Here is a 17,040-nt window from a genome sequence, read left to right as displayed (position 1 = left end):
TGCTGCCGTGGGGGGACGCGGCGCGGCGGTGGGCGGCGTCGACGGGCGGTTCGCGCGGCTGTGGGCCTCCTCCTCGGCCTCCGCGCTGGGCACCGGGCTGGTGCTCATCGCCGCCCCGCTGCTGGTGGCCACGTACTCGAGCGACCCGCTGGTGGTCTCGTCGGCGTTCGCCGTCGCGTGGCTCCCGTGGCTGCTGTTCGCGCTGCCCGGCGGCGTGCTGGTGGACCGGGTGGACCGCCGGCGCCTGCTGGTGGTGCTCGACGCCGTGCGCGCCGCGGCGCTGGTGGCCCTGGGCGCCGTCGTCGTCGCCGGGGCCGGGGGAGTGGCGCTGCTGTACGGGGTGCTCTTCACCGTGAACGCCTGCGAGGTGGTCAGCCGCATCGCCGGCTCCACGCTGGTGCCCGACGTGGTGGGCGAGATGTCCCTCGAGCGCGCCAACGGCTGGCTGTACGGCTCGGCGACGCTCATGAACGGCGTGCTGGCCGGACCGCTGGCCGGTGCACTGTTCGCCGTGGCCGCCGGGGCGCCGTTCCTCGTCGCGGCCGTGGCCATGGTGGCCGGCGCGGCGCTGCTGGCGGTCCTCCCGGGTCGCTACCCGGCCCCGGCCCGTCCCCGGCCGGAAGGGGGCCCGGGGCGGCTGCAGGTGGCGCTCGGGGAGGTCGGCGAGGCGTTCGGGTGGCTGGCGCGGCAGCGGATGCTGCGCACCATGGCCCTGCTCATCGGCCTGCTCAACCTCACCTACTACGCGGCGCTCGCGCTGCTGGTGCTCGTGGCGCAGCAGCGCCTCGGCCTGGGACCGGTCGGCTACGGGGTGCTGCTGGGCTGCATGGCCGTCGGCGGCCTCGCCGGCGCCGCCGCCGGTGACCGGATCATCGCCTGGGCCACCCCCACCTGGACCATCCGCATCGGCCTGCTCGTCGAGGCGTGCCTGCACCTCGTGCTCGCCGCGTCGACCAGCGCCGTGCTGGTGGGGGTGGTGCTCGTGGTCTTCGGCGTGCACGGGTCGCTCTGGGGCATCGTCGCCACGTCGCTGCGACAGCGCCTCACCCCGCCGGAGATGCTCGGCCGGGTGGGCAGCGCCACCCTCTTCGTCTCCGCCGGCGGCAACTTCCTCGGCGCCCTGCTGGGCGGGGCGCTGGCGTCCGCCGCCGGCCTCACCGCGCCGTACTGGGTGGGCTTCGGGCTGGCGCTCGCAGTGAGCGCCAGCACCTGGCACGTCTTCTCCCGCGCCTCCGTGGCGCAGGCCTACGCGCCCGGCCGCTCCGCCTGACCGCTCGCCGTCCGCTGTCGACGAGGACGACGACGACGCGCGTCGTCCCCGCACGGTGTACGTCCGCAGGATGACGGGGGTGCCCACGGACCCGTTCCCAGGCTGATCCGCCCGCCACCGCCGGCGCGGCAGCCTGACGGGGTCGGCCCCGCGTCCCGCGGAGCGCGGCCTGGAGCTCGACAGTGGTGGAGGAACGTCTGATGCGCTCGACGAGCGAGGTCCGCCGCTACAAGCGACGCACCGCCTACCTGCAGCTGGTGGTCGTGACGGCTGCGACCGCCGTTCTCGTGCTGGCTCTGGCCTTCCCCCAGGGCTGACGGCTCCGAACTCCGAGAGTGCAACGCCAGAGCCTGCGACCGCGTCCCACGTCCGTGCACGTCCTCGACCTTCCCCGACCCCGCCACCGCAGCGCGCAGGCGCCCTGCCCGGTGGTGGCGCTCACCGCGCCCCCTCTGAGCAGGGGCGACGACCTCGGCCCGTTCGCCGTGCAGGTGCGTCGCGCCCTGCAGCTCGGCGCGCTCGAGCTGCAGGTCGACGAGACCGCCTGCGCCGCGTGGACCCCCGGGCAGCTGCTGGTGCTGGAGCACCTGCGCCGCCTGGCGCAGCGGTGCGGCACCGCGTGGACCGCTCACGAGGCGACCGGCGGGGTCGTCGGGGCGGCTGCCGTGTCGGGGCGGTGGGCCCTGTGAGCGCCCTGCTCGACGTGGCCGCCGTCGTGTGGGTGGCCTCGGCCGTCGGCGTGACCACCCTCTTCGCGACGGCGGCGCCGCTGCGCCGCAAGGGCAGGGGTGGACGTGGCCGCTGAGCAGCGCAGAGCGCGGTCCGGTGACGTCGGGGGTGCCAGCGGTGCCACCCGCCGGGTGTTCCTGCTCGCGCTCGCCGGTGGGGTCGCGGGCGCAGGGGGGCTCCTGGCCGGGTGCGGTCCGTCGCCTGCTGCGGGTTCCGCGGCAGCGGGAGCTTCGGCGCCGGCGCCGTCGTCGTCCTCAGCCCCGCCGGTGCGGGTGTCCCTCGCCGTGGACGGGGTCGACGCCGCCGCAGCCGGCGACGTGACCTCGACGCGGCCGGTGGTGCGCCCCACGGTGAGCGGCGGTGCGCTGCAGTCGGTGGTGGTCACCGCCGCCGACGGCACGCAGGTCGCGGGTGCCTCGGCCGCTGACGGCGCGTGGTCTCCGGCGGAGGCGCTGGACAGGGGCGCCTCCTACACGGCGGTCGCCACGGCGGCGGGTGCCGGCGAGGGGGCCGGCGGCCAGCCGGTGTCGGCGCGGTTGTCGTTCACGGTGGCCGGGGCCGACCAGGTGGCGGGGGTGAAGATGATGCCGCTGGACGGTGAGGTGGTGGGTGTCGGGATGCCGGTGGCGCTGATCTTCGCGGTGCCGGTGCCGGTGGCTGACCGTGCGGGGGTGACCGGCGCGGTGTCCGTGAGCACGAAGGCCCCTGACGGGTCGGCGGTGGAGGGTGCGTGGCGGTGGGTGACGGACTCGGAGGTGCACTGGCGTCCGCGGGTGTACTGGCCGGCGGGGACGGCGGTGTCGGTGAAGGCGCCGATGACGCAGGTGCGGGTGGGGGGTCGGTGGGGGTCCTCGGACCGGGCGGCGGACTTCTCGGTGGGGGATGCGCACGTCTCGACCGCTGATACGGATTCCCACCAGATGACGGTGCGGGTCAACGGGGCGGTGGCGCGGGTGATCCCGATCTCGGCGGGTCGGGAGGATGCGGATCCGGCGTTCGTGACGCGTTCTGGGGTGCACCTGGTGCTGGAGAAGCACGCGGACTTCTTGATGGACGGGCGCACGGTGGGGCAGGACTACGCGACGCAGGTGAAGTGGGCCACGCGGATCGCGAACTCGGGGGAGTTCGTGCACGGGGCGCCGTGGTCGGTGGCTGCGCAGGGGCACCGCAACGTCTCGCACGGGTGTCTGAACGTCTCGGATGCGAATGCGAAGTGGTTCTTCGACCTGTCTCGGCGGGGGGATGTGGTGGAGGTGACGGGGACGGATCGTGCGATGGAGCTGACGAACGGGTTGGGGGACTGGGTGTTGAGCTGGGAGCAGTGGACCGCGCCCCAGACCTGACCCGCTCGGCGGTGGGGGCTGCGGCGGTGTCGGGTCTGCTCGGGTCGAGGCTCCTCGCCGTCGGCGGGGTCCTCGCGCTCGTCGGCCTGCTCGTCACCGGGTGCTCGGGCAGCGGTCAGGACGACCCGGAGCTCGTCGACGCCGGACGCGGACCGGTGGACGGGCTGCCCGTCGTCGTCCACGTGGTGGTCGAGGCGTCCTGCCCCCGGGTGGAGGCCGACGAGCACGGCACCTCGCCGCTGCTCGTGGACGGCGACCGCGCGCACGTCCGGTCGGGGTGCACGCAGGACGGGCTCGACAGCGTCTTCACCTTCGACACCCGCATGCCGGCGTCGTCGACCGTGGTGCTGGCGCCCGGGGACATGCGCGAGGTCGCCGTCGACGCGGCCCGCGCGTCGGCCGCCGGTGAGGTCACGCTGCGGTACGCGCCGGACGACGGCGCGTTCCGGCCCGTGACCACCTCCTACGGGGACGGCGAGGACGAGCCGGCGAGGCGGTTCCGGGGTGCGTCCGACGGGGAGCGCTGACGGTCGGGGGGTGCGTCCTGTCCCGGTTCTGAGGCGCCCTCCGGGGGTCTGTTGTCACGTTCCGTGAGACTGTGATCACGGTCCTGAGCTGCGGGAACGAGGACCACCGGACTGTCGGTGGTGACCCCTAACGTCTCCGCCATGACCACCAGCGCACCCCCGGACTGGGCGGTCGGCGATGACGCCGACCAGCCCGGCACCGGGGACGCGCAGGCCTTCGATCTGGACGCCGACACCGACGCCGACCTGGACGCCGACCCCGAGGGCGACGGCGGGGGGCCGGTCCGCTTCAGCCGTCCCTGGTGGACCCAGCAGCTGCTGAGCGATCCCTTGACCGGGTCCATCGCCGAGCGGCGCCGCATCCGCCCCGCCGTCGCCGCGGTCATCGCCGCTGACCCTGACGGTGCCCAGATGGCGGCCTTGGACGCGCTGCTGGCCGCCGTCACCGCCGGGGAAGGGTGCCCCGACGACGACGACGGCAGTGACAGCAGCGACGGCGAGACCGGCGGCGGGACCGGTGGTGGGCGTGGTGAGCAGGCGCCGGTGACGGGGCTGGGACTGTCCAGTCGGGAGTGGACCGAGGTGGTCGCCGCCTCCGCCCGCTGCACCTCCTACCTGCACGCCCTGCACCTGAACCTCATCAACGGCCTGGACGCAGCCAAGCTCGCCGAGAACCCCACCCGCGCTGCAGCCAAGGACACCCGCCGCCCAGCCTCTGATGAGCTGGCCCCGGTGCTGCGCATCGCCGGACGCACCGCCACCGCACTGGTGGGCCTGGCCCGCCAGCTCACCCAGCTGCCCGCAGCCGAGGAAGCACTGACCCGGGGAGTGATGACCCCCGCCCAGCTGGACGTGCTGGCCGAGGTCTGCCGCCGCCTACCTGAGGGCCCGGGCGGGCAGGCAGCGCGGGCGCAGGTGGAGGCTGCGGCGGTGGCCGCAGCGGCATCCTTGAGCCGGGCCCGGATGGCGGGGGTGCTGGAGGAAGCAGCGTTGGCTGCTGACCCCGGGTACGCGGCCCGGGCGATGGCCGCTGGGATCGACGAGCGCGATGTGGTGCTGCGTCGTTCTGCGGTGCCGGGGTGCCGGCAGGTGGTGGCCACGCTGGAGGCTTCTGATGCGGCGCGGGTGTGGCAGGTGCTGCAGCAGGTGGCCGCCAACGCCAGGGACGGTGACACCTACACCCACGCCGACCCCAGCGCTGGTGCTGGTGCTGGTGCTGGTGCTGCCGGCGACCAGGGCCAGCAGGGCCAGCAGGGCCAGGAGAAGGAGCAGCGGTCGCTGGGGCAGCTGCGCGCGGACGTGCTGGTGAGCTTGGTCGTCGGTGACTTCAGCCTGACCCCGCAGGTCCTGGCCGAGGTCGTGGGTGAGCCCGCCCCGCCCAGCGCGAGGACCGGCGGGCCCACCGGCGTGGATGACCTGTTCACCTCCCACCCCATCGACAACAACAACAACGACGCCGCTGACGCCGCTGACGACGACGAGGACGACGAGGACGGCGATGGCTTCGACGGCTCCGACGGCCTCGGCAGTGGAGTCCAGCCGCCGGCGCCGGTGAGCGGTCTGGTCCCGGACACCCGCAAGCCGGTGGCCATCCCCACCCCTGAGCAGCGGGCCCGGCTCTCGGAGGTGCACATCGTGGTCCTGGCCGACGACCTCGCCGACCTAGACGACCCCGAAGACCCCGAAGACCCCGAAGACCCCGAAGACCCCGAAGACCCCGAAGACCCCGAGGACCCCGAGGACGAAGACCCCGAGGACCCTGAGGACGACGGCCCTGAGGACGGCCCCGAGGGCGAGGAGCCACCACCCACGCCCAGCCGCCCGCCTACCAACGCCGCCGCCGCTTCCGGCGGCCGTGAGCTGGGCACCTCATCTGCCTCGGATCGTCCGAGCGCCCCCTCACCGCCCTCACCGCCCTCACCGCCCTCACCGCCCGCACCGCCGAAGGCGGCGGGGCCAGGACGAGAACGACCCCGCCCCACAACTGCACAGCCCCCTCCCCACCCCACCGACCAGGCCGCCGGTCAGGCTGCCGAGACGTCCCGTGGTCGCCCACCGGTGCCCACCCCGCGACACCACGAGGCCACCGGGGCGCTGCGACCTGCCCCCACCTCCACCAGCACCGACAGCAACCCCGCCGGCACGCCTACCGGCAGCGGGCAGGAGCGGCTGTGGGCTGCTCGCGCTGCCCGCTCCGCCCGCCGCGCCCTGGCCGGGTACGGCCCCTTCGGCCACGTCCCCGGCATCGGACGCCTCGCCCCCCACATCACCCGCACCGCTGTGCGCGCAGCCCGCTGGCGACGCCTGGTCGCTGACCCCACCACCGGGGTGCTGACCCACCGCTCCCGCTGGACCCTGCCCGCCCCCAACACCCTCCCCACCCGCACCACCCGCACCACCCGCCCGACCCGCAGCACGGCCGAACACCTGCAGGTGCTGATCGACCAGACCGCCACCCCCGACCCGAACGACCCCGCCACCCGCATCGAAGTCACCTACCGACCCTCAGTACTGCTGGCCGCCCACGTCCGCACCCGCGACGCGGTCTGCATCTCCCCGGTCTGCCACCACCCCACCCGCGCCGGAGCCACCCAGCTGGACCACACCACCGCCTGGGGCCCGGCCACCCCCACCCGCCTGCGCGGAGGACTCACCCAAGCCGGCAACCTCGGCTGCATCTGCCAGCGCTGGCACACCGCCAAGACCCACGGCGGCTGGGACCTGACCCAACCCAGCCCCGGCACCTTCACCTGGACCTCACCGACCGGACGGGTCTACCACCGCAGCGCCACCCCACTGCTGCCCGACCTCACCGACGTCCTGGACTGATAACAGCATCCAGCCGCTGTCTCTCGGTCGGTCGGTCGGTGGCTGACGTCCAGCTTCACCAGCCTGATAACGGCAGCGAGCAATCCGCACAGCATCGGTTGCCGGACCACCGCCGGTGCGGCTGCAGAACACACCCAGACCGCGGAGCCCCATCACGGGGCCGACCTGGCGGCCAGGGCCTCGAGCAGCGGGATGACGTCGGCCAGGTCCTGCGTCACCAGGGACCTCGACGCCACCGCAGCGCACGCGGCCGACGCGTTGAGGGCCACCGAGCCGCCGACGACGGCGAACAGCGGCAGGTGCGAGCGGCTGTCCCCGACGGCCAGGCAGGCCGAGGGGGAGATCCCGTGCTCCGCCGCGACGGCGAGGGCGGCGTCGCGCTTGTCGTGCTCGTCCCAGGGGGTCAGCACCCGGCCCGTGTACCGGCCCTCGACCGCCTCCAGCTCAGGCCCGCCGCTGAGCGCGAACCCGAAGCGGCGCGCCAGGTGCTCGGTGACCGCCGTCCACGCGAGGCTCGCCAGCACCGGAAGCCAGTCCCGCTGACGGCAGTGCCCGACGACGACGTCGATGCCGCCGATGAGGGGCAGCTCGTCGAGCCAGACGTCCACCCGTGCGGTGGGCAGGCCCGCGAAGCCGGTGGCGTCGACGTCGCTCACCTGCTGGTTGGTCATCTCGCCGCGCGCGTACGCCGACTCCGCAGCGGCCACGCGCTCGAAGTCTCCCTTGCGACCGGCCAGGAAGGCTCCGGTCGACGGCGTGCCCGCGGCCCTCAGCGTGCCGTCGACATCGAAGAAGACCACCCGCCCCACGACCGCGACCCTAGGAGGCGAGCTGGCCGCCGTAGCCTCCGACCATGACCGCTCAGCGGGAGGTCCGGGTGGTCGGCGACGTGGTGCTGCGGCCGGCGAAGCCGTGGACCGGCACCGTCCACCACCTCCTGAGGCACCTGCGCGACCGGGGGCTGCCGGTGCCGGAGCCCCTGGGCGTGGTCGACGGCGTGGAGCGCGTCGGCCTGGTCCTGGGCGACGCGGGACAGGACGCCTGGCCCCACCAGGTCCACCTCGACGGCGTGAGGTCCGCCGGCCGGCTGCTGCGCCGCGTCCACGACGCCACGCGGTCGTGGGTGCCGCCGGCGGACGCGGTCTGGTCCGTGCCCGTGGAGGGCGGGCCGGTGGTCTGCCACGGCGACGTCCAGCCCGCCAACACCGCCTGGCGGGACGGCGTCGCCGTCGGCCTGTTCGACTGGGACGGCGCCCGCCCGGCGGAGCCGCTCAGCGACGTGGCCTACGCGCTGGAGTGGCTCGCGCCCTTCGAGACCGATCCTTCCGAGCTCCGCCGCAGGGGCCTGCCGCCCGAGCCGTCCCGGCGGGCGCGCATCGACGCCTTCCTGGACGGGTACGCCTGGGAGGGACCGCTCGACGTGGTCGACGCGGTGCTCGCGCGGCAGCAGCGGGCGGTCGACGAGGTGGTCCACCTCGGGGCCGCAGGCCACGAGCCGCACGCGACGTGGGTGGCGCGGGGATGGCCGGCCCGCTGGGCGTCGAAGCTGGAGGTGACCCGCTCGCTGGCGGGCGAGGTCGCTGCGATGAGTCCCAGGTCGCCGACCGGTCGTGGTGGCTGAGGCCACCACGGCCACTCGCGCGACCCGCACGACCCGCACGACCCGCACCGCTCGGAGGAACCACGTGTCGCAGCAGCTGCTCAAGGTCCAGAACTTCTCCGTCTCCTCCGACGGGTTCGGAGCAGGGGAGGGGCAGAGCCTCGAGCGGCCCTTCGGGCACGCCGACCCGCGCCAGATGGCGGGCTGGATGTTCGCCACCGCCAGCGCTCCCGGCCCCGCGCGCCCCGGTGGCACGCGCGGTCTGGACGACCACCTGGTCCGCGGCTTCCACCACGGCATCGGCGCGGAGGTCATGGGCGCGAACAAGTTCAGCCCCCACCGCGGGCCCTGGACCGAGGCCAGCGCCCAGGAGTGGCGGGGCTGGTGGGGGGAGGAGCCGCCGTTCCACACCCCGGTCTTCGTGATGACGCACCACCTGCGCCCGTCCTTCACGCTCTCGGACACCACGTTCCACTTCACCGACGCTGCTCCCGCCGAGGTCGCCGCACTGGCGAAGGCCGCCGCGGGCGGGCTCGACGTGCGGCTCGGCGGGGGAGCGCAGAGCATCCGCTCGTTCCTCGAGGCCGACCTGGTGGACGAGCTGCACGTCGTCGTCGTCCCGGTCGAGCTGGGTGGGGGCAGCCGGCTGTGGGACTCGCCCGAGGAGCTGGACGACAGGTTCCACCACGAGGTGGTGCCCAGCCCCAGCGGCGTGGTCCACCACCTGCTCTGGCGGCGCTGACCCCGTGCCACCATCCGGGGGTGCGCGAGGGCCAGCAGACGTGCGGACGTCTTCCTGACAGCGACTACGTCGAGCTGGCCGTCGAGGTCTTCTCGATGCTGGCCGACGCCACGCGCGTGCGGATCCTGCTGGCCCTCAAGGACGCCGGTGAGCTGTCCGTCAACCACCTCGCCGAGGTGGTGGACAGGTCTCCGGCGTCGGTCTCGCAGCACCTGGCCAAGCTGCGCCTGGCGCGCATCGTCACCACCCGTGGTGATGGCGTGCGCGTGTTCTACCGGCTGGCCAACGAGCACGTGCCGCAGCTGGTGAGCGACGCGATCTTCCAGGCCGAGCACGCCCTGGGCGGCACCCCGCGCCACCACCACGCCGAGCCGGCCCGCTCCGACGCGGGGGAACCGCCCGCGACAGCCTGACCAGCACCCGGCCAGCACCTGACCGCCGTGTGAGCCCGCTCGCCCTCGTCACGGCGTCGGCCGCGGCGTTCGCCCTGGCGCTGCTGTCGGCGGTGTCGGGCTTCGGCGGCGGCGTGCTGCTCCTGCCGGTGTTCACCGGCCTGTTCGGGCTGCGGGTGGCGGTGCCCGCCCTGACGCTCGTGCAGCTGGTGAGCAACGGCTCCCGGGTGGCGTTCAACCGCGACGAGGTGCGGTGGCCGCTGGTGGGCTGGTTCGCCCTCGGGGCGGTGCCGCTGGCGGTGGTGGGCGGGCTGCTGCTCGCGCAGGCGCCGCTCGCGCCGCTGCAGCGGGTGCTCGGGGTGTTCCTGCTGGCCGTGGTGGCGTGGCGCCGGTGGCGCGCCCACCGCGAGCGCCCGCCGCGGGCGCCGGGGGAGCGGGCCTTCGTGGCCGTGGGCGCGGCCTCGGGGCTGGGGTCGGCGCTGCTGGGGTCGGTGGGCCCCCTGACGGCGCCGTTCTTCCTGGCCGTGGGCCTGACGCGGGCGGCGTACATCGGCACGGAGGCGGCCAGTGCGGTGGTGGTGCACGTGGCCAAGCTGGGGGCCTACGGCGCGGGGGACCTGCTGACGAGCCGCGTGCTGCTGCTGGGGCTGGTGCTGTCCCCGGCGTCGCTGGCGGGCGCGTGGGTGGGACGGCGAGTGGTGGGGCCGCTCTCGGAGCGCGCGTTCGTGGTGGTGGTCGAGGTGGCGCTGGTGGCCGCCGGAGCGCTGTTCCTCCTCGGCGCCTGAGCGGTGATGCTGTGCGCATGGTTCCCACGACACCCCCGCCGGCGAGCAGCGGCGTGGCGCCCATCCCGCGCGGCGGTGCGCCGCTGCGGGCTGACGGGACACCGGGACGCGTGCTGGTGGTCGACGACGAGCCGGACCTGGCCGACGTCCTGTCCACGGTGCTGCGCGGGGAGGGCTACGAGGTGGCGGTCGCGCACACCGGCAGCGCGGCGGTGCGGGTGGCGGGGTCGTTCCGCCCCGACGCGGTGGTCCTCGACGTCATGCTGCCCGACCTCGACGGGTTCTCCGTGCTGGAGCACCTGCGCCGCGCGGACCCGGGCGTCGCCGTCCTCTTCCTCACCGCACGGTCGGCGCTGGAGGACCGGGTCACGGGCATCCGGCTGGGCGGGGACGACTACCTCACCAAGCCGTTCCACCTCGAGGAGGTGGTGGTGCGCCTGCACGGCCTGCTGCGGCGCACCGTCGCCGTCACGGGTGCGGGCGCCGGGAGCGGGGAGGGCGGCGCGGCGGGGCGGCAGCTGGTGTTCGAGGACCTGCGCCTGGACGAGGACACCCACGAGGTGTTCCGCGGCGAGGACCCGCCGGTCCGCATCGAGCTGACGGCCACGGAGTTCGAGCTGCTGCGCCTGCTGGCGCGCACGCCGCGCAAGGTGCTGTCCAAGCAGGTGATCCTCGCGGAGGTCTGGCAGCAGGACCTGGGCCGGGACGCGCACGTCGTGGAGCTCTACATCAGCTACCTGCGCCGCAAGGTGGACGCCGGCCGCACCCCGCTCATCCACACCGTGCGCGGGGTCGGGTACGTCTTGCGGACGCCGCAGTGAGCCGTCGCCAGCGCGAGCGCCCGACGCTGTCCGGGCGCCTCACCGCCGCGCTCGTGGTGCTCGTGCTCGCGGTGGCCGCGGTGACGGGGGTGGGCACGGTGGTGGTGGTGCGCTCCGCGCTGCTGTCGCAGCTGGACGCGCAGCTGGCGGGAGCGGGTGGTCGGTACTCCCGGGAGATCGACGGCCGCCCCGACGGTGACGGGGACGACGGCGGCGGGCGCAGCAGCGGCCAGGACTCCCGCTCGCAGGGCGGACCGGTCACGGGCGTCGGGCAGGGGCAGGGCGTCGGCACGCTGGGGGTGGTCCTGCGGGACGGGGCGGTGGTCCAGGCGGCCGTGGTCGCCCAGGACGGCGAGGTGGTCCCCGCCGAGCTCGACAGCCGGTCCACCGCCGCGCTCACCGCGCTGCGGCCCGGGGACGGCGCGCGCACCGTGGACCTGGAGGGCCTGGGCGACTACCGGGTGCGCGTCATCACCGACGACGGCCTGGTGCAGGTGACGGGGCTGCCGCTGACGTCCGTCGGGGCGGTGCTGCGCAAGGTGGTGGTGGCCGAGCTGCTGCTGGGTCTGCTCGCCGCGGCCGTGGGCGGTGCGGTGACCGCCGTGGTGGTGCGCCGGGGGTTGCGCCCGCTGGCGGCGGTCTCGGCCACCGCCCAGTCCATCACCGAGCTGCCGCTGGCGGGCTCGGCCGCGGGGCTGCCCGGTCCGGTGACGGCGCCGGGGTCCACCCGCGAGGTGCACCGCGTCAGCAGCGCCGTGGACGCCATGGTGGAGCACGTGCGCGCCGCCCTGCTGGTGCGCGACCGCGAGGAGGAGCGCCGTCGCCGGTTCATGGCCGACGCCAGCCACGAGCTGCGCACGCCGCTGGCGGTGGTGCAGGCCCACGTCGAGCAGGCCCTGCGTTCGGACGGCAACGGCAACGGCAAGGGGAACGGAGAAGGGGACGGGAGCGGTGGCGTGGCTCGGGCGTCGCTGCAGCGGATCGGCGTGGCCAGCGAGCGGATGGCCCACCTCGTGGACGACCTGCTGCTGCTCGCCCACCTCGACGCCGGCCGCCCGCTCGGGCGCGAGCAGGTGCCGCTGAGCCTGCTGGTGCTGGAGGACCTCGTGGACGCGCGCGCCGCCGGCCCGGACCACGCGTGGAGCGCGGACCTGCCCGAGGAGCCGATCGACGTGCCCGGGGACCGCCAGCGCCTGCACCAGGTGGTGGCGGGCCTGCTGTCCAACGCCCGCCGCCACACCCCGCCCGGCACCGCGGTGCTCGTCACCGCCCGCGAGGTGGAGGCCGACGGCGGGCGCTGGGCCCAGCTGGACGTCGCCGACGACGGGCCGGGTGTGCCCGCCGAGCTGCGGGCGCGCGTCTTCGACAGGTTCACGCGCGCCGACGACGCCCGCAGCGGCGGCGGCAGCGGGCTGGGGCTGGCCATCGCCCGGGGGATCGCTCGCGCCCACGGCGGGGACCTCGCGCTGGTGCCGTCCGCGCGCGGGACCACCTTCCGGCTGACGCTGCCGCTGTCGGAGGACCCGCCGGCAGGACCGCCGGCAGGACCGCCGACCGGACCGGTGCGCTCGGACTCCTCTCACGAACGGCCCAGTCTGAGAGGTTCTTGAGCGCCAGCCCCCAGCCCCCGCTGACGGGGGCCCTCCACGCTCGTCCTCGACGATGAGAGTGGAGGGTCCGTGACCAGACCGACGAGCTCGACCAGCCCGTGCCTCCCGGCCACCGGCTCCGCGAGCGGGGTGCTCGCATGAGCGCGCTGCAGACGTGGCTGGCGCCCGGCGCCCAGCGCACCCGCGTGGACATCGGCCGGCGCGCGCAGTGGGACGCCCGCGTGCGCCTCGGCGTGCTCGCGGGCGTGTGGGGCAGCCTGCTGCTGGTCACGTACTGGTGGGTCACCGGTGGCGGCGTGCAGGGCCTGGCCGGGTGGGCCGACGGCCTCACCTCGCTGGGACGCCTGACCGGTCTGCTGGCCTCGGACCTGCTGCTCCTGCAGGTGCTGCTCATGGCCCGCGTGCCCGTGGTGGAGAAGGCCTTCGGGCAGGAGCGGCTCGCCCGCACCCACCGCCTGGTCGGCTTCACGTCGTTCACGGCGATGCTCGCCCACGTCGGGCTCATCACGTGGGGCTACGCGGCCGGGGAGCTGGGCGCTGTGCCGGGCACGCTGTGGGACCTCACCGTCAGCTACCCGGGGATGCTGCTGGCCGCCGCCGGCACCGCGTGCCTGGTCATGGTGGTGGTGACCAGCGTCAAGGCCGCCCGCAAGCGGCTGCGGTACGAGTCCTGGCACCTGCTGCACCTGTACGCCTACGCCGGGGTCGGCCTGGCCCTGCCGCACCAGCTGTGGACCGGCCAGGACTTCCTCGCGTCTACCGCCCGCACGGTGTTCTGGTGGGGCCTGTGGACCGCCTGCGCCGGCAGCGTGGTCGTGTGGCGCCTCGCCCTCCCGCTGTGGCGCAGCGCCCGCTACCGCCTGCGCGTCTCGTCCGTGGTGGACGAGGGCGACGGCGTGGTCTCGGTGCACATGACCGCCCGCCGCGCCGCAGGCCTGGCCGCCGAGGCCGGGCAGTTCTTCACCTTCCGCTTCCTGTCCGGCGCCGGCTGGACCCGCGGGCACCCGTACTCGCTCTCGGCCGCGCCGGACGGCCGCTCTCTGCGCATCTCCGTCAAGGAGGTGGGCGACGGCAGCCGCGGCCTGCGCCGCCTGCGACCCGGCACCCGCGTGCTGGTGGAGGGCCCCTACGGGCGGCTCAGCGCCCGCGCCCGCACCCGCCGGAAGGTGGCGCTCATCGGCGCCGGCGTGGGGGTGACCCCGCTGCGCGCGCTCGCCGAGGGCCTCGACTACGCCCCCGGTGAGGTGGTGCTCGTGCACCGCTACAAGGGGCAGGCGCTGTTCGAGCGCGAGCTGCAGGCCCTCGCCGACCGGCGCGGCCTGGAGGTGGTGTGGATGCCCGGACGGCGCCGCGCGCCCGGCTCGTGGCTCGGTGACGGCATCGCTCCGGTGAGCGACACCGCGGCGCTCCTGCAGTGGGTGCCCGACATCGCCGAGCGCGACCTGTTCGTCTGCGGCCCCGAGGAGTGGGCCCGCGACGTGGTCGCCAGCGCCCGCGCCGCGGGACTGCCCCCCGAGAACACCCACGTCGAGAGCTTCGGATGGTGATGGACAGATGACCTCCTCGCACGACCGCCACGACACCCGCGCGGCCCGCCGCAACGTGGTCTGGGGCATGAGCAGCCTGAGCGTCCTGGTGCTGCTGTTCGGCTACCACACCTCCACCGAGCAGGCCTCCGCCGCAGCCGCCCCCGCCACGGGGACCACCTCGGGGTCGGCCACCCGGACGACGACGGGGACGACGGGCGCGAGCAGCAGCGCGACCAGCAGCACCTCCACCAGCACGTCCACCAGCGCCTCCAGCAGCACAGCGGCCACCACGGTCACCGGCCAGGCGGTGCCGACCCGCTACGGACCGGTGCAGGTGCAGCTGACGGTGACCGGCGGGAAGGTCACCGCCGTCGACGTGCTGCAGCGCCCCGACAGCAACGGCAGGGACCAGGAGATCAACGCCCGCGCGCTGCCGATCCTCGTCAGCGAGACCCTGTCCGCGCAGAGCGCGCAGATCGACATGGTCAGCGGCGCCACCTACACCAGCGACGGCTACACCAGGTCCCTGCAGAGCGCCCTCGACCAGGCGGGGATCGCGTGACCGCGCGGCCGGCCCACCAGCCGGCCCGCGAGCCGGCCCGGGAGCTCGTGCGGTACGTCGAGCACGTCATGGGGATGCCGGTCAGCCTGGCGCTGCGCGGTCGCCACACCGCCGACGCCGCCGCGCACGACGCCTGGCGCGCTGTCATGAGCGAGCTGCGGTGGGCCGACGCCGTCTTCAGCACCTACCGCGACGACTCGTGGGTGAGCCGCCTCGACCGCGGCGAGGTGTCGCTGGCCGACTGCCCGCCCGAGATCGCCGAGGTCCTCGACCTGGCCGAGCGGGCCGAGCGCGACTCCGGCGGCGCCTTCAGCGCCCACCTGCCCGGCCCGGACGGGCGCCGCCGGCTGGACCCCAGCGGCGTGGTCAAGGGGTGGGCCGTGGAGCGGGCCGCGGCCGCGCTGCGCGCGCTCCCGGAGACCGACCACTGCCTGTCCGCGGGCGGGGACATGACCTGCCTGACCGCGGACCCGGACGGCCAGCCGTGGCGCGTCGGCGTGGAGGACCCGCGCGACCCGACCGGCGTCCTCGCCGTCGTCCCCGTCTTCACCGGCGCGGTGGCCACCTCCGGCACCGCCCACCGCGGGCAGCACCTCGTGGACGCCCGCACCGGGCTCGCGCCGAGCGGCGTCGCCTCGGTGACGGTGGTGGCCGGTTCCCTGACCACCGCGGACGTCGACGCGACCGCCGCCTACGCCCAGGGCCCCGGCGCGGCCGCGTGGCTGGCGCGCCGCCCCGGCCGCTCTGGCCTGGTGGTGTGGGAGGACGGGACGACGACGGTGGTCGAGCCCGTCCCGGTGCTGGTCAGCTCGCCGGCGTGACGGGAGGCGGCGCAGCCGGGGTCAGGGGGAGCAGCACCGCGGCGGTGGTCCCCGCCACCGGGTGGGAGCACGGCGCGTCGAAGCGGTCTCCCGTGCGGTGGTGGGCGCCCCGCGAGCACAGCCGCAGCTCGCCGCCGGCAGCGGCCACCAGCTCCTCCACCACCGACAGGCCCAGGCCCGACCCGGGGCGCTCGCGGGCGTCCGCGGAGCGGGAGAAGCGCAGCAGCGCCGTGGGCAGGAAGTCCGCGGGCATCCCCGGGCCGTCGTCGGTGACCGTCAGGGCCACCACCCCCGGCCCGGCCGCGGCCAGCCGCACGGACGCGTGCGGCCCGCCGTGGCGCGCGGCGTTGCCCAGGAGGTTGAAGACGACCTGCCGCACGGTGCGCTCGCTCACGAGCACGGGCGCCGGCCGCGCGTCGTCGTCGACGACCGCCTCCCAGCGCTCGGGCAGGCCGTCGGCGCCCGTGCCCGACAGGCCCGCGACGTCGTCGACCACCGCGGCCAGGTCCACGGGGGAGTCGGGAGCGGGGGCGGCCACGCTGAGGTCGAGCAGCTGCTGGGCGAGGGCCTGCAGGTCGGTGAGGTCGACGTCGAGCTCGGCCAGCACCGCCTCGAGCTCCTCGCGGGTGCGCGGGCGGCGGCGGGCCAGCTCCACGCGGGTGCGCAGCAGCGTCAGCGGCGTGCGCAGCTCGTGGCTGGCGTCCTGCACGAAGCGGCGCTCGCGCGCCATCGCGGCGTCCAGGGCGGTGAGCATGTCGTTGAGGGTGTGTCCCAGGCGCGTGACCTCGTCGTCGCGGTCCGGTGGCACGTCCAGGCGCACGCCGGGCTCGCCGGCGGCCACCGCCAGGGCCTGCGCGCGGTACTCCTCCACCGGGCGCAGCGCGAGCAGCGCCAGCCGGTCGCCCACCAGCGTGGTGAGCACCAGCGTGGTGAGGCCCACCACGGCCAGCTGCGCGAGCAGCTCCCGCAGCGCCTCGTCGCTGGCGGCCCGGCTCGTGGCGACGACGAGCACGGCCGCCGCACCCGAGCTGCGCTGCTCGGCCAGCGGCACGGCGTACAGGCGCAGCGGACGGTCGTCCAGCGGCAGCGGGGAGCCGACGTCGTAGAACAGCGGACCGGCCAGCGCTGACCGCACCGCGTCGCCGGGGAGCAGCGGGGTGGCGCCGACGGCGCCGCCCGCGGAGAGCACCCGGCCGGAGGCGTCCAGCACCTGGTGCTCGGACAGCGCCTCGCCGTCGTCGCGGTCGCCGGTGTCGACAGACCCGTCGGGCTGCACCAGCGGCGCGAGCTCAGCCGACTCCGCGCGCAGGTCGCCGTTGACGCGGCGGTCCAGCGCCACGTCCACCCGCCAGAAGATGAACGCCCCGCCGGTGCTCAGCACCACGGCCATGACGACGGCGAAGCCCGCCACCAGCCGGGTGCGCAGCGGCAGCCGCTGCAGGCGGGTCCCCACCAGGCGGGGGAGTCGGCGAGCCACCGG

The 17,040-nt window shown here is 75.5% G+C and carries 16 protein-coding genes; 14 read left to right on the top strand and 2 right to left on the bottom strand.

The features are described from left to right. Window positions 1-7: 7 nt before the first annotated feature. The 5 genes from H7K62_RS17620 (at window position 8) to H7K62_RS17600 (ending at window position 6,698) form a co-directional block, all read left to right on the top strand. Window positions 8-1,270: an MFS transporter gene (locus H7K62_RS17620; RefSeq protein WP_222437807.1), complete on the top strand. Its 1,263-nt coding sequence runs from the start codon at window positions 8-10 to the stop codon at window positions 1,268-1,270. A 335-nt stretch (window positions 1,271-1,605) separates the two neighbouring features. Next, window positions 1,606-1,959, top strand: coding sequence for a hypothetical protein (locus H7K62_RS17615; protein WP_186720930.1), 354 nt, complete (start codon window positions 1,606-1,608; stop codon window positions 1,957-1,959). 99 nt (window positions 1,960-2,058) lie between these two features. Next, a complete protein-coding gene (locus H7K62_RS17610) occupies window positions 2,059-3,342 on the top strand; it encodes a L,D-transpeptidase (RefSeq protein WP_370591836.1) in 1,284 nt (427 codons plus the stop codon). Further along, window positions 3,321-3,869 (top strand): hypothetical protein, encoded by a 549-nt coding sequence (locus tag H7K62_RS17605; RefSeq protein ID WP_186720926.1) that lies wholly within the window; start codon window positions 3,321-3,323, stop codon window positions 3,867-3,869. Before H7K62_RS17610 ends, H7K62_RS17605 begins: the two co-directional genes overlap by 22 nt. A gap of 141 nt (window positions 3,870-4,010) precedes the next feature. Beyond that, entirely contained in the window at window positions 4,011-6,698 is a 2,688-nt protein-coding gene (locus tag H7K62_RS17600; RefSeq protein ID WP_186720925.1) for a hypothetical protein, read from the top strand. A gap of 152 nt (window positions 6,699-6,850) precedes the next feature. Here the strand turns inward: H7K62_RS17600 and H7K62_RS17595 are convergent, their stop codons facing one another. Further along, window positions 6,851-7,507 carry an HAD family hydrolase gene (locus tag H7K62_RS17595; protein ID WP_186720923.1) on the bottom strand — a complete coding sequence of 219 codons (657 nt, stop codon included), beginning with the start codon at window positions 7,505-7,507 and terminating at the stop codon, window positions 6,851-6,853. Window positions 7,508-7,551: 44 nt separating this feature from the next. Between H7K62_RS17595 and H7K62_RS17590 the strand changes: the two genes are divergently transcribed. The 9 genes from H7K62_RS17590 (at window position 7,552) to H7K62_RS17550 (ending at window position 15,560) form a co-directional block, all read left to right on the top strand. Next, complete coding sequence (locus H7K62_RS17590) at window positions 7,552-8,319, top strand: phosphotransferase enzyme family protein (protein ID WP_186720921.1); 768 nt, start codon at window positions 7,552-7,554, stop codon at window positions 8,317-8,319. A gap of 64 nt (window positions 8,320-8,383) precedes the next feature. Continuing rightward, window positions 8,384-9,040: a dihydrofolate reductase family protein gene (locus H7K62_RS17585; protein WP_186720919.1), complete on the top strand. Its 657-nt coding sequence runs from the start codon at window positions 8,384-8,386 to the stop codon at window positions 9,038-9,040. 20 nt (window positions 9,041-9,060) lie between these two features. Next, complete coding sequence (locus tag H7K62_RS17580) at window positions 9,061-9,453, top strand: ArsR/SmtB family transcription factor (RefSeq protein ID WP_370591835.1); 393 nt, start codon at window positions 9,061-9,063, stop codon at window positions 9,451-9,453. 29 nt (window positions 9,454-9,482) lie between these two features. Further along, window positions 9,483-10,217, top strand: a complete 735-nt coding sequence (locus tag H7K62_RS17575) for a sulfite exporter TauE/SafE family protein (protein ID WP_186720918.1) — start codon at window positions 9,483-9,485, stop codon at window positions 10,215-10,217. A gap of 17 nt (window positions 10,218-10,234) precedes the next feature. After that, window positions 10,235-11,038 (top strand): response regulator transcription factor, encoded by an 804-nt coding sequence (locus H7K62_RS17570; protein WP_186720916.1) that lies wholly within the window; start codon window positions 10,235-10,237, stop codon window positions 11,036-11,038. After that, window positions 11,035-12,648 carry a sensor histidine kinase gene (locus H7K62_RS24220; RefSeq protein WP_186720914.1) on the top strand — a complete coding sequence of 538 codons (1,614 nt, stop codon included), beginning with the start codon at window positions 11,035-11,037 and terminating at the stop codon, window positions 12,646-12,648. Before H7K62_RS17570 ends, H7K62_RS24220 begins: the two co-directional genes overlap by 4 nt. A 137-nt stretch (window positions 12,649-12,785) precedes the next feature. Further along, window positions 12,786-14,195: a ferredoxin reductase family protein gene (locus H7K62_RS17560; RefSeq protein WP_186720912.1), complete on the top strand. Its 1,410-nt coding sequence runs from the start codon at window positions 12,786-12,788 to the stop codon at window positions 14,193-14,195. A 7-nt stretch (window positions 14,196-14,202) separates the two neighbouring features. After that, window positions 14,203-14,739, top strand: a complete 537-nt coding sequence (locus H7K62_RS17555; protein WP_186720905.1) for an FMN-binding protein — start codon at window positions 14,203-14,205, stop codon at window positions 14,737-14,739. Continuing rightward, entirely contained in the window at window positions 14,736-15,560 is an 825-nt protein-coding gene (locus H7K62_RS17550) for an FAD:protein FMN transferase (protein WP_222437806.1), read from the top strand. The genes H7K62_RS17555 and H7K62_RS17550 overlap by 4 nt, the downstream gene beginning before the upstream one ends. Here H7K62_RS17550 and H7K62_RS17545 read toward each other — a convergent pair. After that, window positions 15,544-17,037 (bottom strand): sensor histidine kinase, encoded by a 1,494-nt coding sequence (locus tag H7K62_RS17545; RefSeq protein WP_186720903.1) that lies wholly within the window; start codon window positions 17,035-17,037, stop codon window positions 15,544-15,546. The genes H7K62_RS17550 and H7K62_RS17545 overlap by 17 nt on opposite strands. Between the last annotated feature and the right edge of the window lie 3 nt (window positions 17,038-17,040).

The organism is Quadrisphaera sp. RL12-1S (assembly GCF_014270065.1).
Classification (GTDB): Bacteria; Actinomycetota; Actinomycetes; order Actinomycetales; family Quadrisphaeraceae; genus Quadrisphaera.
This window is presented reverse-complemented; position numbering and strand designations above follow the sequence as displayed.

Coding starts and splice junctions, on each gene's coding strand:
- H7K62_RS17590 (WP_186720921.1), top strand. CDS start 7,552: ATGACCGCTCAGCGGGAGGTCCGGGTGGTCGGCGACGTGGTGCTGCGG.
- H7K62_RS17555 (WP_186720905.1), top strand. CDS start 14,203: ATGACCTCCTCGCACGACCGCCACGACACCCGCGCGGCCCGCCGCAAC.
- H7K62_RS17600 (WP_186720925.1), top strand. CDS start 4,011: ATGACCACCAGCGCACCCCCGGACTGGGCGGTCGGCGATGACGCCGAC.
- H7K62_RS17570 (WP_186720916.1), top strand. CDS start 10,235: ATGGTTCCCACGACACCCCCGCCGGCGAGCAGCGGCGTGGCGCCCATC.
- H7K62_RS17560 (WP_186720912.1), top strand. CDS start 12,786: ATGAGCGCGCTGCAGACGTGGCTGGCGCCCGGCGCCCAGCGCACCCGC.